This is a genomic window from Streptomyces sp. NPDC058691, assembly GCF_042714775.1.
Lineage (GTDB): Bacteria > Actinomycetota > Actinomycetes > Streptomycetales > Streptomycetaceae > Actinacidiphila.
Map to the genome: position 1 here is coordinate 47,712 of NZ_JBHXSO010000045.1, position 26,392 is coordinate 74,103.

Annotated in this window: 24 protein-coding genes and 1 riboswitch; of the genes, 7 read left to right on the forward strand and 17 right to left on the reverse strand. The window is 71.7% G+C overall.

Annotated elements, in window-relative coordinates; translation table 11 throughout:
• Positions 1–21 precede the first annotated feature (21 nt).
• A complete protein-coding gene (locus ACFWVC_RS27895) occupies positions 22–1,287 on the forward strand; it encodes a glycosyltransferase 87 family protein (RefSeq protein ID WP_384292296.1) in 1,266 nt (421 codons plus the stop codon).
• A gap of 435 nt (positions 1,288–1,722) precedes the next feature.
• On the opposite strand, the gene ACFWVC_RS27900 is transcribed toward ACFWVC_RS27895, so the two are convergent.
• The 6 genes from ACFWVC_RS27900 to ACFWVC_RS27925 all read right to left on the reverse strand — a co-directional run bounded on the left by ACFWVC_RS27900 (position 1,723) and on the right by ACFWVC_RS27925 (position 8,341).
• Complete coding sequence (locus ACFWVC_RS27900) at positions 1,723–2,811, reverse strand: M48 family metalloprotease (protein WP_384292298.1); 1,089 nt, start codon at positions 2,809–2,811, stop codon at positions 1,723–1,725.
• Entirely contained in the window at positions 2,808–3,980 is a 1,173-nt protein-coding gene (locus ACFWVC_RS27905; protein WP_384292301.1) for a hypothetical protein, read from the reverse strand. The genes ACFWVC_RS27900 and ACFWVC_RS27905 overlap by 4 nt, the downstream gene beginning before the upstream one ends.
• Positions 3,981–4,046: 66 nt before the next feature.
• Positions 4,047–5,099 carry an NlpC/P60 family protein gene (locus ACFWVC_RS27910; RefSeq protein ID WP_384292306.1) on the reverse strand — a complete coding sequence of 351 codons (1,053 nt, stop codon included), beginning with the start codon at positions 5,097–5,099 and terminating at the stop codon, positions 4,047–4,049.
• Between the two features lie 156 nt (positions 5,100–5,255).
• A complete protein-coding gene (locus ACFWVC_RS27915; protein ID WP_384292313.1) occupies positions 5,256–6,281 on the reverse strand; it encodes an NlpC/P60 family protein in 1,026 nt (341 codons plus the stop codon).
• Between the two features lie 316 nt (positions 6,282–6,597).
• A complete protein-coding gene (locus ACFWVC_RS27920) occupies positions 6,598–8,001 on the reverse strand; it encodes an NYN domain-containing protein (protein ID WP_384292316.1) in 1,404 nt (467 codons plus the stop codon).
• Between the two features lie 91 nt (positions 8,002–8,092).
• Complete coding sequence (locus tag ACFWVC_RS27925; RefSeq protein ID WP_384292321.1) at positions 8,093–8,341, reverse strand: hypothetical protein; 249 nt, start codon at positions 8,339–8,341, stop codon at positions 8,093–8,095.
• Between the two features lie 115 nt (positions 8,342–8,456).
• On the opposite strand from ACFWVC_RS27925, the gene ACFWVC_RS27930 reads away from it, so the two are divergent.
• A complete protein-coding gene (locus ACFWVC_RS27930; protein WP_384292326.1) occupies positions 8,457–9,236 on the forward strand; it encodes a rhomboid family intramembrane serine protease in 780 nt (259 codons plus the stop codon).
• On the forward strand, positions 9,233–9,514 hold the full coding sequence (locus tag ACFWVC_RS27935; RefSeq protein ID WP_319662123.1) for an Lrp/AsnC ligand binding domain-containing protein: 282 nt from the start codon (positions 9,233–9,235) through the stop codon (positions 9,512–9,514). Before ACFWVC_RS27930 ends, ACFWVC_RS27935 begins: the two co-directional genes overlap by 4 nt.
• A 36-nt stretch (positions 9,515–9,550) precedes the next feature.
• On the opposite strand, the gene ACFWVC_RS27940 is transcribed toward ACFWVC_RS27935, so the two are convergent.
• The 6 genes from ACFWVC_RS27940 to ACFWVC_RS27965 all read right to left on the reverse strand — a co-directional run bounded on the left by ACFWVC_RS27940 (position 9,551) and on the right by ACFWVC_RS27965 (position 16,695).
• A complete protein-coding gene (locus ACFWVC_RS27940) occupies positions 9,551–10,882 on the reverse strand; it encodes an aminotransferase class V-fold PLP-dependent enzyme (protein ID WP_384292332.1) in 1,332 nt (443 codons plus the stop codon).
• Positions 10,883–11,036: 154 nt separating this feature from the next.
• Positions 11,037–11,153, reverse strand: a riboswitch (SAM riboswitch).
• Between the two features lie 144 nt (positions 11,154–11,297).
• Positions 11,298–12,362 carry an anthranilate phosphoribosyltransferase gene (trpD, locus tag ACFWVC_RS27945; protein WP_384292337.1) on the reverse strand — a complete coding sequence of 355 codons (1,065 nt, stop codon included), beginning with the start codon at positions 12,360–12,362 and terminating at the stop codon, positions 11,298–11,300.
• Positions 12,363–12,501: 139 nt separating this feature from the next.
• Positions 12,502–14,139, reverse strand: a complete 1,638-nt coding sequence (locus ACFWVC_RS27950) for a cytochrome bc complex cytochrome b subunit (RefSeq protein ID WP_384292342.1) — start codon at positions 14,137–14,139, stop codon at positions 12,502–12,504.
• Positions 14,136–15,176, reverse strand: coding sequence for a Rieske 2Fe-2S domain-containing protein (locus ACFWVC_RS27955; RefSeq protein WP_384292347.1), 1,041 nt, complete (start codon positions 15,174–15,176; stop codon positions 14,136–14,138). The genes ACFWVC_RS27950 and ACFWVC_RS27955 overlap by 4 nt, the downstream gene beginning before the upstream one ends.
• Before the next feature lie 8 nt (positions 15,177–15,184).
• Complete coding sequence (locus ACFWVC_RS27960) at positions 15,185–15,994, reverse strand: c-type cytochrome (RefSeq protein ID WP_384292351.1); 810 nt, start codon at positions 15,992–15,994, stop codon at positions 15,185–15,187.
• Between the two features lie 80 nt (positions 15,995–16,074).
• Positions 16,075–16,695 (reverse strand): heme-copper oxidase subunit III, encoded by a 621-nt coding sequence (locus ACFWVC_RS27965; RefSeq protein WP_319662130.1) that lies wholly within the window; start codon positions 16,693–16,695, stop codon positions 16,075–16,077.
• Positions 16,696–16,864: 169 nt separating this feature from the next.
• On the opposite strand from ACFWVC_RS27965, the gene ACFWVC_RS27970 reads away from it, so the two are divergent.
• On the forward strand, positions 16,865–17,266 hold the full coding sequence (locus tag ACFWVC_RS27970) for a hypothetical protein (protein ID WP_384292358.1): 402 nt from the start codon (positions 16,865–16,867) through the stop codon (positions 17,264–17,266).
• 15 nt (positions 17,267–17,281) lie between these two features.
• On the opposite strand, the gene ACFWVC_RS27975 is transcribed toward ACFWVC_RS27970, so the two are convergent.
• The 4 genes from ACFWVC_RS27975 to coxB form a co-directional block, all read right to left on the reverse strand.
• Positions 17,282–18,544, reverse strand: a complete 1,263-nt coding sequence (locus ACFWVC_RS27975) for an Ig-like domain-containing protein (RefSeq protein ID WP_384292363.1) — start codon at positions 18,542–18,544, stop codon at positions 17,282–17,284.
• Positions 18,545–18,652: 108 nt separating this feature from the next.
• Positions 18,653–19,051 carry a cytochrome c oxidase subunit 4 gene (locus tag ACFWVC_RS27980; protein WP_384292366.1) on the reverse strand — a complete coding sequence of 133 codons (399 nt, stop codon included), beginning with the start codon at positions 19,049–19,051 and terminating at the stop codon, positions 18,653–18,655.
• Positions 19,048–20,793, reverse strand: coding sequence for a cytochrome c oxidase subunit I (ctaD, locus tag ACFWVC_RS27985; protein WP_384292370.1), 1,746 nt, complete (start codon positions 20,791–20,793; stop codon positions 19,048–19,050). Before ctaD ends, ACFWVC_RS27980 begins: the two co-directional genes overlap by 4 nt.
• On the reverse strand, positions 20,790–21,755 hold the full coding sequence (gene coxB, locus ACFWVC_RS27990; protein WP_384292374.1) for a cytochrome c oxidase subunit II: 966 nt from the start codon (positions 21,753–21,755) through the stop codon (positions 20,790–20,792). The genes ctaD and coxB overlap by 4 nt, the downstream gene beginning before the upstream one ends.
• 268 nt (positions 21,756–22,023) lie before the next feature.
• Here coxB and ACFWVC_RS27995 point away from each other — a divergent pair, with 268 nt between their 5' ends.
• On the forward strand, positions 22,024–23,403 hold the full coding sequence (locus ACFWVC_RS27995) for a cysteine desulfurase/sulfurtransferase TusA family protein (RefSeq protein WP_384292378.1): 1,380 nt from the start codon (positions 22,024–22,026) through the stop codon (positions 23,401–23,403).
• A 64-nt stretch (positions 23,404–23,467) separates the two neighbouring features.
• Here ACFWVC_RS27995 and ACFWVC_RS28000 read toward each other — a convergent pair whose 3' ends face one another.
• Positions 23,468–24,442 (reverse strand): carbohydrate kinase family protein, encoded by a 975-nt coding sequence (locus ACFWVC_RS28000; protein WP_384292382.1) that lies wholly within the window; start codon positions 24,440–24,442, stop codon positions 23,468–23,470.
• 136 nt (positions 24,443–24,578) lie between these two features.
• Between ACFWVC_RS28000 and ACFWVC_RS28005 the strand changes: the two genes are divergently transcribed.
• Together ACFWVC_RS28005 and ACFWVC_RS28010 are read left to right on the forward strand one after the other, a co-directional pair.
• The gene (locus ACFWVC_RS28005; protein WP_384292387.1) at positions 24,579–24,782 is read left to right on the forward strand and encodes a hypothetical protein; all 204 of its coding nucleotides are present in this window, start codon (positions 24,579–24,581) and stop codon (positions 24,780–24,782) included.
• Between the two features lie 115 nt (positions 24,783–24,897).
• Positions 24,898–26,355, forward strand: coding sequence for a hypothetical protein (locus ACFWVC_RS28010; protein ID WP_384292391.1), 1,458 nt, complete (start codon positions 24,898–24,900; stop codon positions 26,353–26,355).
• Positions 26,356–26,392 lie beyond the last annotated feature (37 nt).

Below are 26,392 nucleotides of genomic sequence, written 5' to 3' on the forward strand. Positions count from 1 at the left end.
AAGCGATACGACGAGGTGGACATGGCAGGCAGTAGCGGCGGGAGGTCCCGGGTGGGACCCATCCTCGCCTGGGTGATCACCCGGATCGTGCTGCTCCTGTGCGTGTTCAAGGTGTTCAGCGTGTCGCCGCTCGACGTCACCAGCGACGTCTCGGCGATCTACCACGGATGGTACGAGGTGCTGCGGTCCGGCACCTTCCCGCTCCACGACGTCACCTGGCAGTACCCGCCGGCCGCCGCGCTGGCCGTGCTCTCCCCCGGGCTGCTGCCGTTCCTCGACTACACCACCGCGTTCTTCTGGCTCGCCTGCGCGGCCGACGCCGTCACGTTCGCCCTGCTGCTGCGCGGCTCGCGCGGCGAGGGACGCCGGCAGGCAGGCGTCTACGTGTGGGTGATCGGTGTGCCACTGCTGGGACCGACCGCCTACGCGCGCTACGACGTGATGGTCACCGCCGTGGCCGTGGCCGCGCTGCTGGCGACCGTGCGGCGGCCCAGGGTCGCCGGCGCCCTCATCGCGTTCGCCGCGATGCTCAAGGTCTGGCCGGTCCTGCTGCTGACCGGCGTGCGGGACCGGCGGGTGTGGGCGGCGGCGGTGGCCTCGGCGGGCGTCCTCGCGCTGGGGTTCTGGCTGTGGATGCCCGGGGCCTTCGCCTTCCTGCGGTTCCAGGGCGAGCGCGGCACCGAGATCGAGTCGCTGGGCTCCCTGGTCTTCCACTTCGCCCGGCACCACGGCTGGCAGGGCCAGGTGCTGCTCAACTACGGCTCCGTGGAGTTCCTCGGCCCGTACGTCGGCCTGGTCAGCGACATCGCGCTCACGCTCACCGTCGCCGCCTTCGCATGGCTGCTGCTGTGGCGGGTGCGGGCCCGCGCCTTCGGCGCGGCGACGCCCTTCGACGCGGCCTTCACCGCCGTCCTGCTGTTCACCACGACCAGCCGGGTCATCAGCCCCCAGTACATGATCTGGCTGATCGGCATGGCCGCCGTCTGCCTCACGCTGCGCGCGAGCGTCATGGCCCTGCCCGCGGGGCTCGTGCTGGCGGCCACCGCCGTCACCCTCTACGAGTTCCCGATTCGCTTCGGCGACGTCGTCGGCAGCACCCCTGTGGGCATCACGCTCCTCGTGCTCCGCAACGGCCTGCTCGTCGCCGCCTCCCTCATCGCCTGCCGCCGCCTGTGGACCGCCACGGCCCGCGACCCCGGCCCGTTCCCCGCCACCCCGGCCGACGCCGGCTCTCCCCCCTCCGCGGCGGAACCGGAGCCCGACGGCGGCCGGCTCCTCACGTGGTGACCGCGCACGCCTGACACGGGGCCGCCGCCGCGCGCCCCAAGACCGCGCGCCGCCGAACGCAGCGCCCGACGGGGCCTGAGCGGGCAACCAGCCGCTCCGCCCGATGCGGGCGCAGCGGCGCAACAGAGCGGTCCGCGCCCGGAGGGGCACCGCCTGGACACCGGCACGCGATTCCCGCGCACGCCGCAAGGCCCTGGGGAACGTGACGGCACGCAAGTCCGTCATACGCACGGCCCGAGGCATGTCAGTACGCAGCGCGCCGCGCCTGGCCCCGCTGCTCAGCGCGGGGGGGCGCCGCCCCGTACCCCCGAGGCCGCGGGACGCCGGACGAGGTGCCCAGCGCGGCCCGGCAGCCCGCGCGCGCCCACGGAGTACAGCGCCACTGACGCCGCAAGTGCGGCGTGGCGGGCCCGCCCACATCACGCGGGGCGCGGGTCAGGGGGTGGAGGCCGTGGCGAACGAGCGGGCGCCGGCGATGCGCTGGACGGGGGTGGGGTGGGTGCCGAAGAGGAGGTGGAGGGCGCGCGGGGGGTCGGGGTCGGAGACGTTGGCGACGGTGAGGCGGCGTTGCATGGCGATGAACTCGGCGGGGTCGCCGGTGAGTTCAAGGGCGTGGCGGTCCGCGCGGCGCTCCGCGCGGCGGCTGACGGCGCAGCCGAGGGGACCCGCCAAGGCGGAGCCGACGGCCGCCGCCGCCGCGAGCAGGAAGAGACCGCGCGGGTCGTCGGCGGCGAAGGGGGAGGCGGCGGAGAGGAAGGCCGCCAGGACGCAGACGCCCGCGGCCGCGCCGAGCGCGCCGATGAGGGTGCCGCGCAGTACGTCGCGGTGCTTGACGTGGCCGAGTTCGTGGGCGACGACGAGTGCCACCTCGCCGGCCGGGGCGGTCGTCAGAAGGGTGTCGTAGGCGACGATGCGCCGGGTCCGGCCGAAGCCGGAGACGTACGCGTTGAGGGCCGTCGTGCGCCGCGAGGCGTCCGCGACCAGGACGTCGCGCACCGGGATGCCGTCGCGTTCGGCCAGGGCCAGCAGCGCGTCCCGCAGGGCTCCCGGGTCCAGCGGCCGGAAGCGGTTGAAGAGCGGTTCGAGGACGACGGGGGCGAGCCAGGACAGCGCCACGGCCGCGCAGGCCGCGCCGAGGGCGGCCCAGGCCCAGCCGAGCCCGTAGAAGCCGTACAGGGCGGCGAGGACGATCGGCACGGAGACCAGGAGGCCGCGCAGGACGTCGGCCGCCCAGCCGCCCCAGCCCTGGGTCACCAGGCCGTATCGGCGGCGCACGACCCGTACCCGTGCGGAGAAGGGCAGCGTGACGGCCTGTTGGAGCAGGACGAGGAGGAGTCCGCCCGCCAGGACGCGCAGCCCCCACGCGCCGCCGAACACCCCGGTCAGCGCGGCCCCCGCCGGGGTGAGGCCGAGGACGAGCAGGAGGGCGAGCCCGGCGAGGCGGCCGCCCAGGAGGAACGGCAGTTGGGCCCGGCGCAGCGCCCTGCCGCGCTCGGTCTCGGCCGGCGTGAAGTCCTCGGTCATCCCAACTCCCGCTCGACGTAGGCGCGCCAGCGCGCGGTGAGCTCGTCCGTGCCGATCCCCAGCACACGGCGTGTGTCGGCACCGGCACGGTACAGGGCGACGAGCCGGGCGTCGCCCCATTCGTCCGCGATGAAGCGGCAGGCCAGCCAAGCGCCTTCGTAGGCCTGTGCGAGCCCGGCGGCCCGCGTGCCGAAGGCCGCGTCGGTGGGGAGCGCCCGGGGCACGCGGCCCGCGGCGACGTCGCGGGCGAGTTCGGGGGCGATGGCCGGTGCGGTGCGGCCGGAGCCGCGGTACGCGACCCAGTCGGCGAAGCCCTCGGAGAGCCAGAGCGGCGTGCCGGGGGCCGTGGCGGAGCGGGTCGCCACATGGGTGGCCTCATGGGTGAGCACGACGCGGCGGCCGAAGGCGGACAACTGCCCGAATGCCTCGGGGTTGACGATGACGCGGCCGCCGGGTGCGTGCGAGGCGGGGCCGCCGGCCTCGCCCGTGGTGACCGCGGCGATGCCCGCGTAGGCGTCGGCGGGGGCGTCGAGCAGTTCGCCCATGCTCCGCAGCGACGCGGGGACCTCGACGACGATCCTGCCGCTCCAGCCGCGCGTCCCCCAGGCCCGCAGCACGGCGGGGACGGCCTGGTCGGCGTCGGCGGCGTACGACTTCAGCGAGGCCGTGCCGACGGTGCCGAGGACGAGGCTGTGCGTGCCGCGCACCACCCGCACCGGGCCCTGCTCCCACAACTGGTCGCCGTCCGCGCCCTCGGCGGCGACGCGCCACCGCCCGTCGCCGTCCTGCCCCAGCCGCACGGACTCCTGCGAGGCGACGGGCGCGCTGTCGTATCCCTTGACGCGGTAGTCCAGTTCGACGCGGGCGGCCGGCCGGTCACCGCCGTCCACCGAGACGACCCGGTACGACCAGGAGGCCAGCGGCACGTCCTTCAGATTGCGGAAGACCTGCCGTTCGGCGGCCCGCCGGGAGGGCACGACCCCGGCGAGGTACGCCCGCTCGTCCCGGTCCAGCAGTGCCGCCGCCCGCCGGTCCAGCAGCCGCTGCACGGCCGTCCGGTCCGGGCGGTCGCCGCCGGGCGCACCGGAGGGCCCGCAACCGGCCAGCGCCGCCGCGCAGCACAGCGCGACGGCGGCGAGACGGGCGAGGGGACGACGTGTGGGGGCCACGCCGCCGATCGTACGGTCCCGCGGTCACGTGGATCGGGCCACGTGGGCCGGGTCACGCGGGCCGGGTCACGCGGGCCGGGTCACCGCCGCGACCGGCATCATGCCGATCGGGTCGTAGCGCACGCGCGCCCCGGGGTAGGGGGCGTGCACGACCTGGCCGCTCCCGACGTACATGCCGACATGGCTGGCGTCGCCCCGGTAGACCACCAGGTCGCCCGGGCGGGCCTGGCTGAGCGGCACCTGCCGCCCGGCGTGCATCTGGGCCTGGGAGGTGCGCGGCAGCCCGACACCTGCCTGCCGGTACGCCCAGACCATGAGCCCGGAGCAGTCGAAGGCGCCGGGGCCGGTGCTGCCCCAGGCGTAGGGGGCCCCAACGACGGAGCGCACGGCCGCGACGGCCTCGGCGGCACGGGTGGAGGACGCCCCGAAGTCGGGGATGTCGATCATCCGTCCGGAGCGGGAGGCGCGCTGCTCCAAGCGGGAGGCCAGCCGTGACCGCTCCTCGTCGGTGAGGGAGTTGACCAGGCGCGCGGCGGCCAGCAGCTTGCGCTGCACCGTCTTCTTCCGGGCGTTGAGCGTGGTGCGGGCCTGCTCCAGCTCCACCAGCCGGCCGGCGGCCTGGGTGCGCTCCTGGTCGAGCACTCGCTGGGCGTCGCGCAGTTCGCCGAGCCGGGCGTTGCCGCGGCTGCTGATCCGGTCGAGGGTCGCCGCCCGGTCGAGGTAGGTGCCGGGGTCCGGGGAGAGCAGCAGCGCGAGCGTGGGATCCACTCCCCCGCTGCGGTACTGGGCGCCGGCGAGCATGCCGAGGTCGTTGCGGAGCCCGTTGACCCGCTCCTGGCCGCGCGCGGCGCGGTCCTGGAGGACCTCCACCTGGCCGCGCAGCTGCTCCGAGCGCTCCTTGGCCGCGTTGAACTGCTCGGTCGCCCGCTCTGCCTGCTCGTAGAGGTGGTCGATGCGGGTGGCCACGTCGGTCGCGGTGTCCGAGGGCCGGGCCTGCGCGCTGGGCGCGGAGGCGGCACCCGCCACCGCGGCGGCGGTGGCGGCAGCGGCGGTCAGGACCGTGACCCGTGCGGTACGGGGACCCTGGCCGGGCTGCGGAATGCGTCGATGGGAAGGCACGTCGGCCGACAGTAGTCAGCCGTACACGCGGAGTTCAAAGACCCGGGGACGTACGGAGGCCGGGCGGCGCCCCACTTGCGCAGGTCACCGCCCGGCCGTCACCGTACGAGATCACCCGATAGGTTCAACCGGACTCGGGTGCGGACCGGGTGCGGATCAGATGCGGACGCCGAACTGGAACGGCATGTTGTTGATCGACTCGTAGCGGACGACCGTGCCGGTGCGGGGCGCGTGCAGGACCATGCCGTTGCCCGCGTAGAGGCCGACGTGGTGCAGGTCGCCGTAGAAGAGGACCAGGTCGCCGGGCATCAGCTGGCTCATCGACAGGCGCGTGCCGGCGCCGGCCTGGGCCTGGGAGGTCCGGGGTATGCCGACACCGGCCTGGGCGTAGGCCCAGGAGGTCAGGCCGGAGCAGTCGAAGGAGCTCGGGCCGGTGGCACCGTAGACGTACGGCGAGCCGAGCTTGCTCTGGGCGGCCGCGAGGGCGGCGGCGGCGCGGCCGGAGGCCGGGGTGTCGTTGCCCAGGTTGACGCGCTCGTTACTGCGGCTGGAGCGGGCGTCCGCGGCGGCGAGCGAGGCGCGCTCGGCGGCGGTGAGCGAGTTGAGGAGCTTTTGCGTCTCGGCCAGCTTGCCCTGGACTTCCCTCTTCTTCTTGCCCAGTTCGGTGCGGGTCTGGTCGAGCTCGGAGAGCTTGCTCGCCGCCTCCGCCTTCTGCTGGTTGAGGGTGCGCTTCTTCTCCGCGATCTGCTGGAGCGCCTCGGCCTGCTTGGTGCCCACCTGGTCGAGGGTGGACGCCTTGTCGAGGTAGCTGTCCGGGTCGGCGGAGAGGAAGAGCTGCAGCGTCGGGTCGATGCCGCCGCTGCGGTACTGGGCGCTGGCGAGAGTGCCGAGGTCGTCCTGGAGGTCGTTGAGTTCGCCCTGCTCGCGGGCGACCTGGTCCTGGATGTCCTCGACCTGCTTCTGCAGCTGGTCCTGCTTCTCCGTCGCGCCGTTCAGCTTCTCGGTCGCCTGCTCCGTCTGCTCGTACAGGGCGTCGACCTTGGCCTTGACGCTCTTGACGGACTGCTTGGCGGGAGCGGCCTGGGCGGCCTGGGCGGAGAGGGCCACGGCTGCGGCGGCGGTCGCGGTGAGCACAGTGACACGTGCGCGACTGGTCTGCTTGGGACGACGGTGGGACGCCACTCGGGCGAGCTCCTTCTTCCTCCAGCCGCCTGCCGCGTGCATCGGGAACCACGGTTCCCCGGCCCCGAGCGTCGGCGTCCCCCGTCGTACGCACGCCACTTCGGATCGGCGGGACCTCCGCCGCCACCCCGATTGGGTGATCGACTGCGCAGAGGTTCGAGGCCTGACCCTAGTGACCATCTTGTGATCGGATCAAATCCCTGAAGGAAAAAAGTCGTTCACTCGCGTTTTCTTTACACACATCGCACGCGTAGTAATGGCGAGTTGACGCAGAGTTCCAAAAAAACGCCCCATGCGCCTCACGGTGTGCTCCAGGTCACACCCGGGCAAGTCGCTTGAGCAACAAGGTGGATGCGACCGGGCGGGCGCCGGCGCGGGCCACCCCGTCCGCGACCTCACGATCGGACGAAACCACCACAATCGGACGACCGGGAGGTTCCGCGCGAACCAGACGCCGGATCAACTCGTCGGCCGTTTCACCGGCCTTGCTGAACAGCACCCGCACCCCGCGCGGCGGGGCGAGCAGCACCGGCGCGTCCAGGTCCGCGCCGTCGAAGACGCAGGTGACCTCGGCGCCGCTCTGCGCGGCCAGCACCGCGAGGCCGCCCAGCAGCCGCAGCCGCTGCTTCTCCAACGGCAGGGCGGGATAACCGGTCTTCGTGACGTTGTAGCCGTCGATGACCAGATGGGCGTGGGGCAGCGCGAGCAACTGGTCCAGCAGCGCCGGGTCGTCCTCCGACAGGGCGCGGCGCGCGATGTCCTTCGGGCTGATCGCCCCCGGCGCCACCGCGTCCACGGTGTCGGCCGGACGCACGCCCAGGGTGTCGCGCGGCGGCAGCGCCAGCTCGCGACGCAGTCCCGACGCGGCGTCCAGCACGGTGTCGAGCAGCAGTCGCAGCCGCATGTCCTCCACGCTGCGGCCCTCGCGCGCCGCCCGGCGGCCCGCCTCGACCGCGGACTCCGCCTCGGCCAGCCGGGCCCGCAGCCGGCGCGCCTCGCTGTCCGCGGCCGCCTTGTCCACGGCGGCTGCCGAACGCGTCTCGTCCAGCTCGGCCTCGACCTTGCGCAGTGCCGCCTCGGCGCGCTTCACATCGCTGCCGGCGCTGCGCAGTTTCCGCTGCAGCGCCTCCGCTTCCTTGCGGGCCGCGTCAAGGTCGGCGCGGGCGCGGACGGCCTCGGTGCGGGCCTGGCCCCGCACCTCGTCGAGTTCCGCCTTCAGCTGCCGCAGTTCGCGCAGCACCTCTTCGCCGGCCCGCTCGGCGCTGACGCGCTGCGCCTCCTCACCCGCGGCGGCGACCAGCTTCGCCCAGCCCGCGGGCCGCAGCAGATAGGCGGCCGCGGCCACGTCGAGCGGATCCACGGCAGGCGGCGGGGTGCCGGCGTCCAGCGCGTCGCACAGCTCGGGCTCCGCCTCGCGCAGCCGACCGGCGACACGGTGCCGGAACGCGGGATCGCCCTCCAGGGCGGTGGCCAGGGCGGTGGCCGCGAACTTGGCGCGGCGACTCGGGGTGAACCGGGCGTACGGGCGCAGCACCGCGGGCAGCTCGGCCAGGGTCAGCCCGCCGAAGGCGTCGGCCGCCAGCGAGACCACGCGATGGCGCACGCCCTCGGGCAGCGGACGGTCGAGGGCCTCGGGCGGGGCCGAGCCGTCCGGGGCAGCCGTAGCCGCGGGCCCGGCCGCCTCGTCGCCGTGGCCCGGATTACCGCCGGTCCGGTCCACCAGTCACTCCTGTCCAGTTCTGCGGCGCGCCTCCCCGGCCTCCCTCAACCTCTCAGGCCGCGCCGCGCCCCTCCATTGTCCCCGGCGGCGGTCAGGCCTGCGCAGCCGCCGCGTCGGGACGGTCCACCAGCTCGACCCGGTCCACGGCGTTGCACCAGCGGCAGCGCACCGACTCGACGGTCTCGCTCAGCACCTCGCGCTCCTCCACCTTGGGCTCCCCCGCGAGGTCCAGGTGCACGTACTCGACGACCCTGCTGGACCGTGTGACGTCGAACCGGGTCAGGTTTCCGCAGAGGGTGCAGCGCCACCGGGTCGTGGAGGTCGGCAGTGGAACCGTCATCGGATCTGCTCCTAGGTCGCGCGTTTGCGTTCCGGTCACCCTACGGCCTCGGCGGGATCCGGCGCTGCGGCGAGGCGCCGTGTGACCGTTACGCCCGTTCCGCCATGATCGCTGCATGGTCATCCCGGTGTACGACGAGAACCCTGTCCGCCGCAGACCCGTGGTGACGTACGCCCTGATCGGGTTGTGCGTGGCGGTCTTCCTGATCGGCCCGGCCTCCGGGCTCAACCCCGTGTACGGCACCGGCCATGAGCTGGCGTGCGCCCAGGCCTCGTATTTCGCCCGGTGGGGTGTCATCCCCGCGGAGCTCTGGCACGGGCGCGTGCCCGCCGCGTCGGTCGTGATGCCCACCGGGTGCCCGCCGCCGGGCGACTTGGGGCGGTCGCCCTTCGTCTCGGTGCTCACGGCGCTCTTCGTGCACGGGAGTTGGGTGCACCTGCTGGGCAACATGCTGTTCTTCTACGTCTTCGGCGACAACGTCGAGAACCGCATGGGCCGGCTGCGCTACCTCCTCTTCTACGTGGTGTGCGGCTACCTGGCCACCTACGGCTACGCCCTGGCGCACACCACGTCCACCCAGGCCCTGGTCGGCGCGTCCGGTGCCATCTCCGGTGTCCTCGGCGCGTACCTCTACCTCTATCCCCGGGCACGGGTGACCAGCCTCTTCCCCTTCCTCTTCTTCCTGCCCCTGCGCTTCCCCGCGTGGATGGTGCTCGTCTTCTGGTTCGTGCTGCAGTCCCTGGCCGGGCAGGCCCAGCAGTCCGGCCCGGGCGTGGCGTACCTGGCGCACATCACCGGATTCCTCTTCGGCTTCCTGTGCGCCTGGGGGTGCTACCGGGCAAGGCCTAAGCTTGAGCCCGCACCCAGGGCGACCCAAGGAGACCTACAGCCGTGATCACCGCGATCGTGCTCATCAAGACCAGCGTCGACCGGATCCCCGAGATCGCGCAGTCCATCGCGGCGCTCGACAGCGTCAGCGAGGTCTACTCCGTCACCGGGACCTACGACCTGGTCGCCATGGTCCGGGTCGCCCAGCACGACCAGCTCGCGGACGTCATCCCCGGCCGCATCAGCAAGATCCCCGGCGTCGAGGCCACCGACACCCACGTGGCCTTCCGCACGTACTCCCAGCACGACCTCGAAGCCGCCTTCGCCATCGGTCTCGACTCCTAGGGACTCCGGCCGGCAGGGCCTCGCCCCGGCGCGCCGCTACGCGGGGACGCAGCGGCCGTTCTCGGTGCGGTAGCGCCACCGCGCGCCGTCGGTGACGAGCGTACGGACGGCGTCGAGGAAGCGGTCGACGTGCTCGTCGGGGGTGCCCGCGCCGAAGGAGACGCGGACGGCGTTGAGCGTGGTGTCGCCCCCGCAGTCCCCCGGTTCCGTGTGGTCGCCGAGCAGCGTGCGGACGAGCGGGTGGGCGCAGAACAGTCCGTCGCGGACGCCGATGCCGTACTCGGCGGAGAGGGCGGCGGCGAAGTGAGAGCTGTTCCAGCCGTCGACGACGAAGGACAGGACGCCGACGCGGGGGGCGTCCTCGCCGAACAGGGACAGCACGCGGACCTGCGGGATCCCGGCGAGCCCCTCGCGCACCCGGGCGACCAGCGCCTGCTCGCGCTCGACGAGGCCGTCGAAACCCGCCTCGCGCAGGGCCCGGCAGGCGGAGGCGATGGCGTAGACCCCGATGACGTTGGGCGAGCCGGCCTCGTGGCGGGCCTCCGTGGTGTGCCAGTCCACCTCGACGCCGCCGTCCTCGCGGCGGGCCACGCGCCGGGAGGCGCCGCCTCCCGCGAGGTAGGGCTCGGCCTCGCGGAGCCAGTCGGCGCGGCCGGCCAGGACGCCGGACCCGAAGGGCGCGTAGAGCTTGTGCCCGGAGAAGGCCACCCAGTCCACGTCGAGTCCGGCCACGTCGACCGGGTGGTGCGGCGCGAGCTGCGCCGCGTCGAGGACGATGCGCGCGCCGTGCGCGTGGGCGGCCGCCGCCAGCTCGCGGACCGGCCAGAGCTCTCCGGTCACATTGGACGCACCCGTCACACAGACCAGCGCCGGCCCTTCCGTCTCGCGCGCGGCCAGCGCCCGTTCCAGCACGGCCACGGCCTCCGCGGGGGTCCGGGGCGCGCTCAGGTAGGTGACATCGCCGTCCCGCCAGGGCAGCAGCGAGGCGTGGTGCTCGGTCTCGAAGACGAAGACCCGGGTCCCGTCCGGCACGACGGAGGCCAGCAGGTTGAGCGAGTCCGTGGTCGACCGGGTGAAGACCACCTGGTCGTCCGCCCGGCAGCCGAGGAACGCGGCCACCTCCGCGCGGCTCTGCTCGAACAGGTCCGTCGACAGCTGCGACAGGTACCCCGCGCCCCGGTGCACGCTGCCGTAGTAGGGCGCGTAGGCGGCCACGTCGTCCCACACCCGCTGGAGCGCGGGCGCGCTCGCGGCGTAGTCGAGCGCGGCGTAGGCGACCTCGCCGCCGGTGACGAGCGGGACGAGGACGTCGCGGCCGAGGACGGGGAGCGGAGTGGCGCGGACGGTGGCAGCGGGGTGCACGGACATGGCGAAGTCTCCTGTGGGCAGGGGGAAGCGACGGGGCGTCAGGGATGACGGGAAAGCCCTCGGGACACCGGGCGGCACACAAGGCACGCCCGGGGAGGGTGGAAAGGGGCCTTCGGGCCCTAGCGCATTCGCTTGCTCATGGAAGAACTCCTCATGACCGCGCTTGCCGCAGACCTCGCTGCCTGCGGCCTGGTCATCACCCGGGGCACCCCGCCACGGAAGGAGGGTTGCCGGACAGCGGGCCGGGGCCGTGTCGCTGTCACTCGTGACCTGCGCAGCATCCTGCCACAGACCTCCGGCGCCGCAAGTCGCGGTCCGCATCCCGGACATCGCGCACCGGCGGCCCCGGGTACGGCGGGGACACGGAAGGGCCGGGGCGCCCGGCCCCGGCCCTTCCGTGTGAACGTCCGCGCGACTAGGAGTTGGTGGCCGCCGCCCACCGCTCCAGCGTCTTCGCGGCCGCGCCCGAGTCGATGGACTCCGCCGCCCGCGTCATCCCGGCGGCGATGCGGTCGGTCAAGGTGCCCTCCGCGGGCTCCAGCGCCACCAGTGCGGCAGCGGAGTTGAGCAGGACGGCGTCCCGCACCGGGCCCGTCTCGCCGGCCAGCAGCCGGCGCGCCACGTCGGCGTTGTAGGCCGCGTCGGCGCCCCGCAGCGCCTCGACCGGGACCAGCTCGATGCCGACGTCGCGCGGGTCGAAGGAGACCTGTTCCACGGCCCCGTCCCGCACGATCCACACCTGGGAGGTGGCCGTGACCGTCAGCTCGTCCAGTCCGTCGTCACCGCGGAACACCAGCGCGGAGGTGCCCCGCCGCGCCAGCACACCCGCGATCAGCCCGGCCATCCGGGTGTCGAAGCAGCCGACCGCCGACGCCCCGACCCGGGCCGGGTTGGTCAGCGGGCCGAGCATGTTGAAGGAGGTCGGGATCCCCAGGTCGCGCCGTGCCGAGGCGACGTAGCGCATCGCGGGGTGGAACTTGGCCGCGAAGCAGAAGGTGATGCCGGTCTCCTCGGCCACCCGGGCGACGCGGTCGGGCGACAGGTCCAGGTTGATGCCCAGCTTCTCCAGCACGTCGGAGGCGCCGCTGGCGCTGCTGGCCGCGCGGTTGCCGTGCTTGACGACCTTGGTCCCGGTACCGGCGATGACGATGGCGGACATCGTCGAGATGTTGACGGTCCTGGCCCGGTCGCCGCCGGTGCCCACGATGTCGACTGCGGGCCCGGGGATGTCGAGCGGCAGCGCGTGCGCGTACATCGCCTCGACGAGGCCGGTGACCTCTTCGACGGTCTCGCCCTTGGCCCGCAGGGCCACCATGAAACCGGCGATCTGGGCGTCGGAGGCCCCGCCGCTCATGATGCGGTCCATCGCCCACGCCGTCTCCGCGCTGCTCAGGTCCTTCCCCGCCAGCAGCGTCGCCAGTATCTCGGGCCAGGAGCGATCCGCCGCGGTGTCGCCTCCAGCGGGGTTCACAACGCTCATGGTCCACACTCCGGGTGGTCTGACGTGCAATGGATGGTCCTTCGGCCCCAGCCTATCGGCGCGGGGGAACGGGAAAGGGCCCCGTCCACCGGATGAACTCCGGCGAACAGGGCCCTGCCCGGTGGCACAGCGTCGGGGATCAGTGGTGGCCGTGGCCGCTCGTGATCTCCTCGTACTCCTCGGCCGACGGCTTGGGGATCTGGGTCCCCTCGCCGTAGTAGCCGCGCGACAGCTTCGCGCGCAGTCGCGTGGTGAGGCCGACCTTCTTCTCCACGCCGTTCTCGTCCGTCTCCGGGCCGATGTCCAGCGGCTTGGGCTGCTCGTGCGAGGTGAGCGTGAACAGCCTGGACTGCTCGAGCGGCTCGTGGATCTCGATGAACTCGCCGTGCGGCAGCCGCTTGATGATGCCGGTCTCGCGGCCGTGCAGCACGTTGTCGCGGTCGCGCCGCTGCAGGCCCAGGCAGATCCGCTTCGTGATGAAGAAGACCAGGACCGGCAGGACGAAGAAGGAGATCCGGACCACCCAGGTGATCGCGTTGATCGACAGATGGAAGCGGGTGGCGAAGAGGTCGTTGCCGCCACCGACCAGCAGGATCAGGTAGAGGCTGATCCAGGCCGCGCCGATGCCGGTGCGGACCGGGCGGTTGCGCGGGCGGTCGAGCAGGTGGTGCTCGCGCTTGTCACCGGTGACCCACGACTCCAGGAACGGGTAGGCGCCCATGAAGCCCAGGACCAGCGGGAAGACCACCAGCGGGATGAACACACCCAGCACGAGCGTGTGGCCCCACAGGCTGATCTCCCAGCCCGGCATGATGCGGATCAGGCCCTCGGAGAAGCCCATGTACCAGTCGGGCTGCGCGTCGGTCGACACCTGGTCCGGCCGATAGGGGCCGTAGGACCAGACCGGGTTGACGGACACCAGCGCGGACATGGCCGCGATGACGCCGAAGACCAGGAAGAAGAAGCCGCCCGCCTTGGCGGTGTAGACCGGCAGCAGCGGCATGCCGACCACGTTCTTCTCGGTCTTGCCGGGGCCGGGGAACTGCGTGTGCTTGTGGTAGAAGACCAGGATCAGGTGGGCCACCAGCAGGCCCGCCATGATGCCCGGGATCAGCAGCACGTGGATCGTGTAGAACCGCGGCACGATGTCGTGCCCTGGGAACTCCCCGCCGAAGAGGAAGAACGACAGGTACGTGCCGACGATGGGCACGGACAGGACCGCGCCCTCCATGAAGCGGATACCGGTACCCGACAGCAGGTCGTCCGGCAGCGAGTAGCCCATGAAGCCGTCGAACATGCCGAGGAACAGCAGCAGGAAGCCGAAGAGCCAGTTGATCTCGCGCGGCTTGCGGAAGGCGCCGGTGAAGAAGACGCGCATCATGTGCACGAGCATCGCGGCCACGAAGACGATGGCCGCCCAGTGGTGGATCTGGCGGACCAGCAGACCGCCGCGCACGTCGAAGCTGATGTGCAGCGTCGACGCGTACGCCTCGGACATCCTGATGCCCTGCAGCGGCGTGTAGGAGCCGTCGTAGACGACCTCGTTCATCGCCGGGTGGAAGAACAGCGTCAGGTAGACACCGGTCAGGATGACGATGATGAAGCTGTAGAGGGAGATCTCGCCCAGCATGAAGGACCAGTGGTCCGGGAAGATCTTCCGCATGTTGGCCTTGGCCAGGCTGTAGATGCCCAGCCGGCCGTCGGCCCAGTCGGCGACACGCTCACCGGCGGGCGCCTTGCCGCGCGGCTTGCCGCTCGCGCTCTCGTTGGTAGTCATCCACGCTCCCAGAAGGCAGGGCCCACGGGCTCTTCGAAGTCGCCGAGCGCCTCGAGGTAGCCCTCGTCGTTCACGCTGATCCGCAGCTGCGGCAGGGCGTGACCCGCCGGGCCGAAGATCACCCGCGCACCGTCGGACAGGTCGAACGTCGACTGGTGGCAGGGGCAGAGCACGTGGTGCGTCTGCTGCTCGTACAGGCTGATCGGGCAGCCGACGTGGGTGCAGATCTTGGAGTAGGCGAGGATGCCCTGGTGCGCCCACTCGCGCGCCCGCTTGTCCTTGATGTCGTCCGGCGCGATGCGCACGATCATCAGGGCCGCCTTGGCGATCTGCTCCTGGAAGTCCTCCTGGTCCTCCTCCAGCCCCTCGGGCACGGCGAAGGTCAGGGAACCGACGGCGACGTCCTCGGGACGCAGCGGCTGGTTCGTGTTCTGGTTGACCAGCAGCTTGCCCTTGGCCCACAGGGTGTGCCGGAGCTTCTGCTCCGGCAGCGGGCCGAGGTCGCGCAGCAGCATGACGCCGGACAGCGGGACCAGGGTGAGCGCGCCGAGCATGGTGTTGCGGATCAGCTTGCGGCGGCCGAGCTGGCTCTCCCTCGCGCCGTCGCCGAAGTCGCGCATCACCTGGGCACGGGTCTCCGGGTCGGCGGAGATCGGGTGCCGCTCGGCCGGGCGCTCGGTGTCGTCCATCAGGGTGCGGGCCCAGTGGACCGCGCCGGCGCCGATGGCGAAGAGCGAGACGCCCAGCGTCATGCCCAGCGCGAAGTTGAGCGCGCTGACGTGGCCCAGCGGCCAGACGTAGACGATCTTGTCGATGGGGATGACGACGAAGCTCGCGATGAAGCCGAGCGTGGCGACCATCGAGGCGGCGAACAGCAGCGCCACCGTGCGCTCGGAGGACTTCGCGGCCTTCTCGTCGATGTCCTGGCGTCGCGGCAGGTGCGCGGGCAGGCCCGGGTCGGCGAACGGGTGCTCATCCGCGCGGCCGACCTCGCCGTGGTCGTGAGCCGAACGCTCCGGCAGGTTCTCTTCTGACATGTCCTGACTCATGACTTCTTGGCCTTGGTGGTGTGGGCGCCGATCCAGCACGCACAGACGATCAGAGCGCCGAGGCCGAAGATCCAGCCGAACAGACCCTCGGTGACCGGGCCGAGGCTGCCCAGCGACATGCCGCCGGGGCTCGGCGCCTTGTCGCCGTTGACGGCGTTCAGGTAGGCGATGATGTCGCGCTTGTTCTGCTCGGGCATCGTGCTGTTGGGGAACGACGGCATGTTCTGCGGGCCGGTGAGCATGGCCTCGTACAGGTGCTTGTTGCTCACACCCGAGAGCGACGGGGCGTACTTGCCGTTCGTCAGGGCGCCACCCTTGCCCTGGTAGTTGTGGCACTGCGCGCAGTTGGTACGGAACAGCTCCCCGCCCCGCGCCATGTCCGCGCCGCTGGGGTTGGTCTGCTCCTCGCCGGGCGTGGCCGGGCCGGGGCCCAGCGAGGCGATGTACGCGGCGAGCTGGTCGATCTGCTTCTGCGAGTAGATGTTCCTCTTGCTCGGAACCTGCGCGCCGGGCTGCTGGGCCGGCATGCGGCCGGTGCCGACCTGGAAGTCCACGGCCGCGGAGCCGACGCCCACCAGGCTCGGGCCGTCACTGCTTCCCTGGCCCGACCTACCGTGGCAGCTGGAGCAACCGACGGAGTACAGCTTCTTGCCCTCTTCGATGGCGAGGGACTGGGAGCTGTCGTCGGCCTGCGCCTTGGGCGCGGGCGCGAGCGCCGCGTACAGCCCCCCGATGGCCGTGAGCGCGAGAAGTAGGACGACAAGCGCCGCCATCGGGTGGCGCCGTCGTGCGGAGAGCTTTTTCACGGATTACCCCGGTGTCAGGATCTCTTGCGTCGATGGGTCTGGGAGACGGACAGGTGGCCGCGGCTGCCGCGGCGGTCCGCTTACTTGATCAGGTAGATCGTGGCGAAGAGGCCGATCCAGACGACATCGACGAAGTGCCAGTAGTAGGAGACGACGATGGCGGCGGTGGCCTGTTCGTGCGTGAACCGCCTGGCCGCGTAGGTCCGTCCCAGGACCAGCAGGAAGGCGATGAGACCGCCCGTCACGTGCAGACCGTGGAAGCCGGTGGTCAGGTAGAACACCGAACCGTACGGGTCCGAGGAGAGCGAAAGGCCGTCCTCCTTGACCAGGTTGGTGTATTCGAAGATCTGACCGCCGATGAAGATCGCGCCCATGATGAAGGTCACCGTGAACCACGCGCGCAGCTTCTTCACGTCGCCGCGCTCGGCGGCGAAGACACCCATCTGGCAGGTGAAGGAAGAGAGCACGAGGATCGTGGTGTTCGCCGCCGAGAACGGAACGTTCAGGAGATCGGCGTGGGCCTTCCAGTACTCGGCACCCGTCACCGAGCGGAGGGTGAAGTACATCGCGAAGAGGGCCGCGAAGAACATCAGCTCGGAACTCAGCCAGATGATGGTTCCGACGCTGGTGAGGTTCGGCCGGTTGACCGACGGGTGCGCGTGCCCGGTTTCTACTGCTGTTGCTGTCGCCACGACCGACATTATGTCGGTCCCTTATCTCGCGCTCACTCCGGGGGGTGCCATTCGGTGTGTCAAGGCACTTGGGACGGCGGTGGAGATCGCCCGAAGGAGCTAACACTCCTCGAAGGACCCTGCTCAGGAGTAAGGTTCGGCCACAGGCAGGCGACTCCACGAAGGCGAGGAGGCACGGATGCAGACGACCGCGACGGTGCTGGTCTACAGCGACGACAGGAACACCCGGGAGCAGGTCCGTCTGGCCGTCGGCCGCCGCCCCGCGAGCGACCTGCCGCCGGTGGAGTACCTGGAGTGCGCGACCCTTCCGGCGGTGCTGAGCGCCCTGGAGAGCGGCGGCATCGACGCCTGTGTGCTGGACGGCGAGTCCGTACCGGCGGGCGGCATGGGTGTGTGCCGGCAGGTCAAGGACGAGATCTTCCGCTGCCCGCCGGTGCTGGTGCTGATCGGGCGCCCTCAGGACGCCTGGCTGGCCAGTTGGAGCCGGGCCGACGCGGCGGTGAGCCACCCCGTCGACCCGGTCGAGCTGAGCGCCGCCCTGGCGGGGCTGCTCAGGCAGCGTCTGTCCATCGGCGTGTAGGCGGCGGCGCGGCGGTCACAGCACCGGCCGCAGGCGGGCCTGCGGGTCATCCGTGTCGTCCGCCGCGGCCGGGTCGACGCCGGCCCGCGCCCCGGCCGCGCTGCCCTTGCGCCAGTCGGCCCAGCTGAGGTTCCAGTCGCCGAATCCGTTCCCGAACGGCGCCATCTCCTCACCCAGGCTGTGCGTGACCACCACGATGTCCCCACGCCGGACGTTGTCGTAGAACCAGCGGGCGTTCTCCGTGCTCATGCCAGTGCAGCCGTGGCTGACGTTGGCCACGCCCTGCGAGCCCACCGACCAGGGCGCGGCGTGCACGTACTCACCGCTCCAGGTCACCCGGGTGGCCCATTGCACGGGCAGGTCGTAGGCGTCCGAACTGCCGGACGCGATGCCCACGGTCTCGCTGCGCATCCGTACGTTGGCCTCCTGGCCCAGCACGACCTTGATGCCGTTGCGGGTGGAGAACCCGGGCTTGCCGGTGGTGACCGGGATGGTGCGCACGACACGGCCGTTGCGCTTGAAGGTCATGGTGTGCGTCTCGGCGTCCGTGAGCGCCTCCACGCGGTCGCCGGTGCGCAGCGTCAGGGGTTTGGCCGGGCCGCCGTACATGCCGCCCTTGATGTGCAGGCCGTCGAGGGTGCTGCGCACCTCGATGCGGGCGTGTGCGGGCCAGTAGGCGTGCGGGCGGTAGTGCAGGGTGCGGTCGTCCACCCAGTACCAGGCGCCCTGGCCGGCCGAGGGCGCGGAGTCGACGTGCAGACTGCGCTCGACGGCGATACGGGCGTTGATGTCCTTGACCGGGGCGCTGAGTTCGGCGGTGACGGGCTGTCCGACGCCGTAGGTGCCGCTCTCGGGGCCGAACGTGACCCGGAGCAGCTTGTCGGGGGCGCGGGTGTCGAGCGCCAGCGTCTTGCGGCCCTGGCGGCCGTCCTTGTCCTCGGTACTCACCCGGACGGTGTAGTGGGCCCCCGCCCCCAGTGCGGAGGTGCTCTGCCAGTGCCTGCCGTCCTCGGAGAGCCGCCCGCGGATGAATCGGCCCGCGCCGTCGGTGGCCGTCACATCCGTGATGCGTTTGCTGTCACCCTTGACGGTGATTTGCAGCGGCTTCCGGGGATCGGCCTTCTTCGTGCCCGTGCCCGCGGCCCACACCACGTCGCCCGAGGCGTCGTAAGGAGCCTTGGCCAACGGATCGCCGTCACCCGAACAGGCGGCCAGCGGGGCTGCCACAACCGCTGTCACGAGTGCGATCGCCATTCGGCGGGGAGAAAAGAGACCCATGATCACACGGTATGCATAAGAGCCCGTCCGCGCGCGTCGGGCGCGTGCGAACGGGCGAGGCCCGGACCCCATTCGGGTGTCCGGGCCTCGCCCGTGTGCGCTACGAGCTCACTGGGTGCGGTTCTCGCCCCGGTAGTACTCGAAGACCCAGCCCCACAGTCCGAAGAGGATGAAGGGCGCGCCGAAGTAGATCAGCCACCAGCCGAAGATGATGCCCAGGAAGGCGGTGGCACCACCGAAGGCCAGCAGCAGCGGCTGCCAGCTGTGCGGGCTGAAGAAGCCCAGCTCGCCGGCGTCGTCCGAGACATCCGCGTCCTCGCGGTCCTGCGCCCCGGTGTCCGCCCGGCGAGCGGTGAAGGCCAGGTAGAACCCGATCATCACGGCCAGGCCGAAGGAGAGGAAGAGCGCCGTGGTGCCCACCGGCTCCTTGGACCACAGGCCGTAGAGGATGGCCATGGCCAGGAAGAAGAAGGAGAGCCACAGGAACAGCCTGCCCTGGAACTTCACTTGCCGGTCTCCTTCTCATCGCCGCCGGAGACGGCCTTGGGGGCCGGGCCGACGTTCTCCAGCTGGTCCTGAGCGGCGATCTCCGGGTGGTGGAGGTCGAACGCCGGGGATTCGGACCGGATGCGCGGCAGCGTGAGGAAGTTGTGCCGCGGAGGCGGGCAGGAGGTCGCCCACTCCAGGGAGCGGCCGTAGCCCCACGGGTCGTCGACCTCGACCGGCTTGCCGTACTTGGCCGTCTTCCACACGTTGTAGAAGAACGGCAGCATCGACAGGCCCAGCAGGAAGGAGCTGATGGTCGAGATGGTGTTCAGCGTGGTGAAGCCGTCCGCGGCCAGGTAGTCCGCGTAGCGGCGCGGCATGCCCTCGGTGCCCAGCCAGTGCTGGACGAGGAACGTGCCGTGGAAGCCGAAGAACAGCGTCCAGAAGGTGATCTTGCCCAGCCGCTCGTCCAGCATCTTGCCCGTGAACTTCGGCCACCAGAAGTGGAATCCGGAGAACATCGCGAAGACGACGGTTCCGAAGACGACGTAGTGGAAGTGCGCCACCACGAAGTACGTGTCGGAGACGTGGAAGTCCAGCGGCGGCGAGGCCAGGATGACACCGGTCAGACCACCGAAGGCGAAGGTGATCAGGAAGCCGATCGCCCATAGCATCGGTGTCTCGAAACTCAGTGAGCCCTTCCACATCGTGCCGATCCAGTTGAAGAACTTCACACCGGTCGGTACCGCGATCAGGAAGGTCATGAAGGAGAAGAACGGCAGCAGCACACCGCCGGTGACGTACATGTGGTGCGCCCACACGGTCGCCGAGAGGCCGGCGATGGAGATCGTCGCCGCGATGAGGCTGACATAACCGAACATCGGTTTCCGGGAGAAGACCGGAATGACCTCACTGATGATGCCGAAGAACGGCAGCGCGATGATGTAGACCTCTGGGTGCCCGAAGAACCAGAACAGGTGTTGCCATAGCAAGGCGCCGCCGTTGGCGGCGTCGAAGACATGGGCACCGAACTTGCGGTCCGCCTCCAGGGCGAGCAGCGCGGCGGCCAGCACCGGGAAGGCGAAGAGCACCAGCACACCGGTGAGCAGCACGTTCCAGACGAAGATCGGCATCCGGAACATCGTCATGCCGGGGGCGCGCATGCAGATGATCGTGGTGATGAAGTTGACCGAGCCGAGGATCGTACCGAAGCCGGAGAAGGCCAGACCCATGATCCACAGGTCGCCGCCGATGCCCGGCGAGCGGACCGCGTCGGTGAGCGGGGAGTAGGCGAACCAGCCGAAGTCGGCGGCGCCGTTCGGGGTCAGGAAGCCGGCGACCGCGATGAGCGAGCCGAACAGGTAGAGCCAGTAGGCGAACATGTTCAGCCGCGGGAAGGCGACGTCGGGGGCGCCGATCTGCAGCGGCATGATCCAGTTCGCGAAGCCGGCGAACAGCGGCGTCGCGAACATCAGCAGCATCACGGTGCCGTGCATCGTGAAGAGCTGGTTGAACTGCTCGTTCGACACCACCTGGGTGCCGGGGCGGGCGAGCTCGGCGCGCATGATGAGCGCCATGATGCCGCCGATGATGAAGAAGAAGAACGAGGTCGCGAGGTAGAGCGAACCGATCGTCTTGTGGTCGGTCGTGGTCAGCCACTTCACGACCGCCGCGCCGGGCTGCTTCGTGCGGAGCGGCAGCTCGTCCTCGTACGTGTCTTCGTGCGCCGCGGCCGCGCCGTGGGGTTCGTTGAGAATGCTCACTGGGTCTTGGTCTCCGCGTTCTTGGCGTTGCCGGTGGTGGCAATGCCTGCCGGGACGTAACCGGTCTGGCCCTTCTTCGCCAGGTCCTTCAGGTGCTGCTGGTACTGCGCCGGAGAGACGACCTTGACGTTGAAGAGCATCCGGGAGTGGTCCACGCCGCACAGCTCGGCGCACTTGCCCATGAAGGTGCCCTCCTTGTTGGGGGTCACCTGGAAGACGTTGGTGTGGCCGGGGATGACGTCCATCTTCATCAGGAAGGGGACCACCCAGAAGTCGTGGATGACGTCACGCGAGGTGAGCACGAACCGGACCGTCTCGCCCTTGGGCAGCCACAGGGTCGGGCCCGGATTGCCGGTGTCCGGGTCCTTGGAGGCAGGGGTCCCGAAGTCGTAGACGCCGTCCGCGCCGGCGGGCGCGTCCAGCTTCTTCGCCGAGATCGTGGAGAGCTCCGCAGGCACCTTGCCCGCCGCGGGCGTCGACGGGTTGCCGTCCACGTCCTCGACGTAGTTGAACGCCCAGCTCCACTGGAAGCCGACCACGTTGATGACGTGGTCGGGCCGCTTGGAGGTCTCCAGGAGCTTGGACTCGTCACGCGCGGTGAAGTAGAAGAGCACCGAGATGATGACCAGCGGGACCGTGGTGAAGAGCGCCTCGATCGGCATGTTGTAGCGGATCTGGGGCGGCACCTCCACCTTGGTGCGGCTGCGGCGGTGGAAGATGATGCTCCAGAGGATCAGCCCCCAGACGAGCACGCCGACCGCGAGCGCGGCCGCCCAGGAACCCTGCCAGAGCGACAGGATCCGCGGTGCCTCGGCCGTGGCGGGGCTGGGCATGCCCAGGCGGGGGAAGTCCTCGTATGTGCAACCGGTGGCGGTCGCAAGGACCAGGCCCGCGGCCAGCGCCTGCGGCAGAATCCGCCGCATCGGGCGCCGCGACGAGCGGTCGGAGCCGTAGGGACTCACGTAGCGCCTTCCCGAGAGTCTCGCCCGCGCGTCGGGATTCCCGGCCTGTGCTGGTCGGTCGCCCTGGCGCGGGCAGTGGTGTGGATGTTTATGCGGACCAAACCCTACTGGACTCGTTTTTGGGCCGCGCGGGGAGGGGTGCCAACGCGCCGGGGCGGCCCCCGAAGGGGTGTCGGACGCTCTCCCGCACCCGCGGAACGCCCCGTTCCGGGGCCTTCTGACGCAGGCCCAGACGCCGGCCCGGCCGCCGGGGCGTACCGTGCGGGACGTGCCCTATTTCGACGCCGCATCCGCCGCCCCGCTGCATCCCGTCGCCCGTCAGGCCCTTCTCGCCGCTCTCGACGAGGGCTGGGCCGACCCCGCCCGGCTGTACCGGGAGGGGCGCCGGGCCCGGCTGCTGCTCGACGCGGCGCGCGAGGCCGCGGCGGAAGCCGTGGAGTGCCGGCCGGACGAACTGGTTTTCACTCCTTCGGGGACACGCGCGGTCCACGCGGCGGTCTCCGGGACGTTGGCCGGACGGCGGCGGGTGGGCCGGCACGCGGTCGTCTCGGCGGTCGAGCACTCCTCCGTCCTGCACGCGGTGGAGGGCGGCACGGTGACGGAGGTGGAGGTGGACCGCACCGGCCTGGTCGACGCCGCCGCCTTCGGCGCCGCCCTGCGGGCGGACACCGCGCTGGCCTGCCTGCAGTCCGCCAACCACGAGGTGGGCACGGCGCAGCCGGTGGCGGAGGTGGCCGAGCTGTGCCGGGCGGTCGGGGTGCCGCTGCTGGTGGACGCCGCGCAGTCGCTGGGCTGGGGGCCGGTCGAGGGCCCCTGGTCACTGCTGGCGGCGAGCGCGCACAAGTGGGGCGGGCCGTCCGGGGTCGGGCTGCTCGCGGTGCGCAAGGGCACCCGCTTCGCCCCCCAGGGGCCCGCGGACGAAAGGGAGTCCGGCCGCGCCCCCGGCTTCGAGAACCTCCCGGCGATCGTCGCGGCGGCCGCCTCGCTGCGCGCGGTGCGCGCGGAGGCGGTCGCGGAGGCGGCGCGTCTGTCGGCGCTGGTCGACCGTATCCGCGCCCGGGTGCCCGAACTGGTGGCGGACGTCGAGGTGGTCGGGCACCCTTCGCTGCGGCTGCCCAACGTCGTGACGTTCTCCTGCCTTTACGTCGACGGCGAGGCCCTGCTGCACGAACTCGACCGCGCGGGCTACTCCGTGTCCTCCGGGTCGTCGTGCACATCGAGCACCCTGACGCCCAGCCATGTCCTCAAGGCCATGGGCGTGCTGTCGGAGGGGAACGTGCGCGTCTCGCTCCCGTCGGGCGCGGTGGCCGACGACGTCGAGGGCTTCCTGGAGGTCCTGCCCGGCGTGGTGCGGACGGTCCGCGAACGGCTCGGCGCCCCCGAGCCGGCGGCCCGGCCGACCGGGACGTCGCGGGGGGACCTCCCCGAACTGGTGGTGGACTCCCTCGGCAAGCGGTGCCCGATCCCGGTCATCGAGCTGGCGAAGGTCATCGAGGACGTGCCGGTCGGCGGGATCGTCTCCGTCCTGTCCGACGACGAGGCCGCCCGGCTCGACATCCCGGCCTGGTGCGAGATGCGCGGCCAGGAGTACGCCGGTGCGCACGAGGCGCCGCGAGGCGTCGCCTACTGGGTGCGCCGCCTGTCCTGACCCGCCACGCGCGGCGCCCCGCCGCCCAGAGGGCGGCGGGGCGCGGAGGACCGGCGCGGAAACGTCAGCGCAGGTGCGTGCGGACCTCGTCGGCGGCCTCGTCGCCGTAGGCCTTGGTGAAGCGGTCCATGAAGTGCGCCCGGCTCAGCTGGTACTCCTGGGTGCCGAGGGTCTCGATGACCAGGGTGGCGAGCATGCAGCCGACCTGCGCGGCGCGCTCGTGCCCGACACCCCAGGCCAGGCCGGACAGGAAGCCGGCGCGGAAGGCGTCGCCCACGCCCGTGGGATCGACCTTGGCCTCCTCCTCGGCGCAGCCGACGACGATCGGCGCCTCGCCGACGCGGTCGATGCGCACGCCGCGGGACCCCAGAGTGGTGACCCGGGTGCCCACACGGCCGAGGATCTCCTCCTCCGTCCAGCCGGTCTTGGACTCGATGAGGCCCTTCTCGTACTCGTTGGAGAAGAGGAAGGCCGCGCCGTCCAGCAGTATCCGGATCTCGTCGCCGTTCATGCGGGCGATCTGCTGCGAGAAGTCGGCGGCCCACGGGATGCCCCGGGTACGGCACTCCTCGGTGTGGCGGAGCATCGCCTCGGGGTCGTCGGCGCCGATGAGGACCAGGTCGAGGCCGCCGACCCGGGCGGCGACGGAGTGCAGCTCGATGAGGCGGGCCTCGCTCATGGCACCGGTGTAGAAGGAGCCGATCTGGTTGTGGTCGGCGTCGGTGGTGCAGACGAAGCGCGCGGTGTGCAGGACCTCGGAGATCCGCACGGACGCGGTGTCCACGCCGTGCCGGTCCAGCCACGCCCGGTAGTCGTCGAAGTCGGAGCCGGCGGCGCCGACGAGCACGGGCCGTACACCCAGTTGGCCCATTCCGAAGCAGATGTTCGCGCCGACGCCTCCGCGGCGCACGTCGAGGGTGTCGACCAGGAAGGAGAGGGAGACCGTGTGCAGCTGATCCGCGACGAGCTGGTCGGCGAATCGGCCGGGGAAGGTCATCAGATGGTCGGTGGCGATGGAGCCGGTGACTGCGATACGCACGGCTGGGCTGCTCCTGCGGAGGACGGACGAGGACCTGACCTGCCAACGCTACCGGCTGGGCCGATGAACGCCGACACGGAGAAACTACCCGATAGTAGGTCTTTCTCATGTGATTCAGGATGCCTAGGGTCGGCTTATGACCCCTTCCCTGCCCGCCGCTCCGCTCGGCGAACCTGAGACGCTCGCCGAGCTGCTCGGCGACTGCCGCAAGATGGCCCAGCACTGGGAGACCCCGGCCACGCCGGAGGTCTCACGGGTCGCCCCCTCGAAACTGCACGGCATCACGGTGCCCGAGGCGTCCGCGCACGTCGTCGAGGGCATGGCCGAATACGGGGACTGATCGGAACCGCGACGCGCTCCGGCCCGTCCAAGTGACGTCCCGCTCCTGAGTCACAGGGGCGTCACCTGCTGTGCCCCGTGGTACGCCCGTGGTACGCGGAGCCGAAGGAGCCATCGTGGAGAGCGAGAGCCCGTCACCGCACCCTCGGCGAAGGTCGCCCTGGGCCGTCACCGTGGTCGCCGCGGCCGTGCTGGCCGCCGGGGGCGGCGGCGCCTATTGGGCCGCGTCCGACGCCCAGGGCGGCACGCCCCGTGCCGCGGGTGGCGGCGTGAACGGCGGCGGGGCCACCGCGTCCCCGCCCCCGCTGGAGCTCGACGGGACGGTACACGGCCCGGTCGGCGAGCCGGCCCTCAAGGCCGCCCTCCCCGCCGGTCCGTCCTCCGCCGCCGTACAGCGCCCCGGCACGGTGTCCCGCGCCGCGGTGGAGAAGCTGGCGCGCGCCCTGGGGGTGCCCGGGACGGTGAGGTCCGACCACGGGGTGTGGAGGGCCGGCGGCACTCCGGACGGCGGCGGGCCCGCGCTGCGGGTGAGCCGGCAGGCGCCCGGCGACTGGGCGTACTCCCGCTACGCCGCCTCCCCGCAGAAGAAGCGCTTCCTGGCCCCCGGCGGCGACGCGGTGTCCGAGGAGCGGGCGCTGCGCGAGGCCGCCCCGGTGCTCGCGGCGCTCGGCTTGAAGGACGCCCGCACCGACGCGAGCGAGTCCGCCGGCGCCCTTCGCAAGGTCACCGCGGACCCGAAGGTGGCGGGCCTGCCGACGCACGGGTGGCTCACGGCGCTGACCGTTGGCCACGACGGCGTGGTCGCGGCCCACGGGATGATGGCGCCGCTGACCCGGGGCGACACCTACCCCGTGGTGTCGGCCAAGGAGTCGCTGGAGCAGCTGCGGCATTCCGGCACCGGCGGCGACCTGGGGCTCCGCAACTGCCCGACGGTAATCCCCCAGAAGTCGCGCGCACCGGGCGAGGACCCGGCGCTGCCGAGGCAGCTGCCGTGCGTGCCGTCCGGCCCGCGGGGCCAGGAGGCGCGCGGGGCCGAGTTCGGGCTGTCGGCGCAGTTCGTGGCCGGGCGGCGGGCGCTGGTCCCGTCATGGCTGTTCACGCTGGCGCAGCCGGGCGTGCGGGGCACCTGGGTGCTGGCGCAGCCCGCCGTGGACCCGGCGTACGTGCGCAGCGGTCCGCGCGGGCGGGTTCCGGCCCCCTCGCAGACGGTCCCCGGCTCACCCGGCTCACCCGGCTTGCCCGGCTCGCCCGGCTCCTCCGGCCTTCCCGGCCCGGGCACGACGCCGCGGACGGGAACGGGCACGGAGACGGGGACGGCGAAGGTGGAGTCGTACGCCGTCGAGGACTCGAAGCTGACCCTGGTCTTCTGGGGCGGCGTCTGCAGCAGCTACGCGGCGACCGCCGACGACTCGGGCCGGGTGGTGGAGGTACGCGTCACCTCGGTGGAGAAGAACCCCGGCTCGGCGTGCATCTTGATCGCCAAGAAGTTCACCCGCACGGTCCCGCTCGACCGGCCGCTCGGCGACCGGAAGGTCGTGGACCTCCACGACGGCAGCACCGTCCCGCCCGCCTGATCCCGCACAACGACGGAGGCGGCGGACACCGCTGGGG

What these genes read in the sequence shown, in the direction of transcription:
- ACFWVC_RS27895 (WP_384292296.1), top strand. Translation starts at nt 22, where the DNA reads ATGGCAGGCAGTAGCGGCGGGAGGTCCCGGGTGGGACCCATCCTCGCC.
- ACFWVC_RS27900 (WP_384292298.1), bottom strand. Translation starts at nt 2,811, where the DNA reads ATGACCGAGGACTTCACGCCGGCCGAGACCGAGCGCGGCAGGGCGCTG.
- ACFWVC_RS27925 (WP_384292321.1), bottom strand. Translation starts at nt 8,341, where the DNA reads ATGACGGTTCCACTGCCGACCTCCACGACCCGGTGGCGCTGCACCCTC.
- ACFWVC_RS27930 (WP_384292326.1), top strand. Translation starts at nt 8,457, where the DNA reads ATGGTCATCCCGGTGTACGACGAGAACCCTGTCCGCCGCAGACCCGTG.
- ACFWVC_RS27940 (WP_384292332.1), bottom strand. Translation starts at nt 10,882, where the DNA reads ATGTCCGTGCACCCCGCTGCCACCGTCCGCGCCACTCCGCTCCCCGTC.
- trpD (WP_384292337.1), bottom strand. Translation starts at nt 12,362, where the DNA reads ATGAGCGTTGTGAACCCCGCTGGAGGCGACACCGCGGCGGATCGCTCC.
- ACFWVC_RS27950 (WP_384292342.1), bottom strand. Translation starts at nt 14,139, where the DNA reads ATGACTACCAACGAGAGCGCGAGCGGCAAGCCGCGCGGCAAGGCGCCC.
- ACFWVC_RS27955 (WP_384292347.1), bottom strand. Translation starts at nt 15,176, where the DNA reads ATGTCAGAAGAGAACCTGCCGGAGCGTTCGGCTCACGACCACGGCGAG.
- ACFWVC_RS27965 (WP_319662130.1), bottom strand. Translation starts at nt 16,695, where the DNA reads ATGTCGGTCGTGGCGACAGCAACAGCAGTAGAAACCGGGCACGCGCAC.
- ACFWVC_RS27970 (WP_384292358.1), top strand. Translation starts at nt 16,865, where the DNA reads ATGCAGACGACCGCGACGGTGCTGGTCTACAGCGACGACAGGAACACC.
- ACFWVC_RS27975 (WP_384292363.1), bottom strand. Translation starts at nt 18,544, where the DNA reads ATGGGTCTCTTTTCTCCCCGCCGAATGGCGATCGCACTCGTGACAGCG.
- ACFWVC_RS28005 (WP_384292387.1), top strand. Translation starts at nt 24,579, where the DNA reads ATGACCCCTTCCCTGCCCGCCGCTCCGCTCGGCGAACCTGAGACGCTC.